Genomic DNA, 279 nt, shown 5'->3' on the forward strand with positions numbered 1-279 from the left:
CCATTACCCACCAACGCAGACCTGATCCCTTCAAGCGGCTGGCTTGTGGTGTCTTTACTCAGGCGTTGCGTGATTGTGGCTTCCTAGGCAGCGTGCCGATCGACAGAAAAGTCAAAGCCGAGGCGATCAGTTTTCTGACAAGTGGCAGCTCGGCGTTCCGCTTTTGGTGTCACGCGCTCAACCAGCATCCAGAAACAGTACGATCGGAGCTGAAGAGGCGGCTGGCGCGGGGCTGAAGAAGTTTAGTCACCAAGGAGCAAAAAAGAGGAGCATATAGAT

Annotated in this window: 1 protein-coding gene; it reads left to right on the forward strand. The window is 54.5% G+C overall.

The features are described from left to right. A partial coding sequence (locus L9G74_RS20340; RefSeq protein ID WP_238898585.1) for a hypothetical protein occupies nucleotides 1-236 on the forward strand: 236 nt, incomplete at its 5' end. Nucleotides 237-279: the final 43 nt, after the last annotated feature.

This window comes from Shewanella electrica, from assembly GCF_022321485.1.
GTDB classification, from domain to species: domain Bacteria; phylum Pseudomonadota; class Gammaproteobacteria; order Enterobacterales; family Shewanellaceae; genus Shewanella; species Shewanella electrica.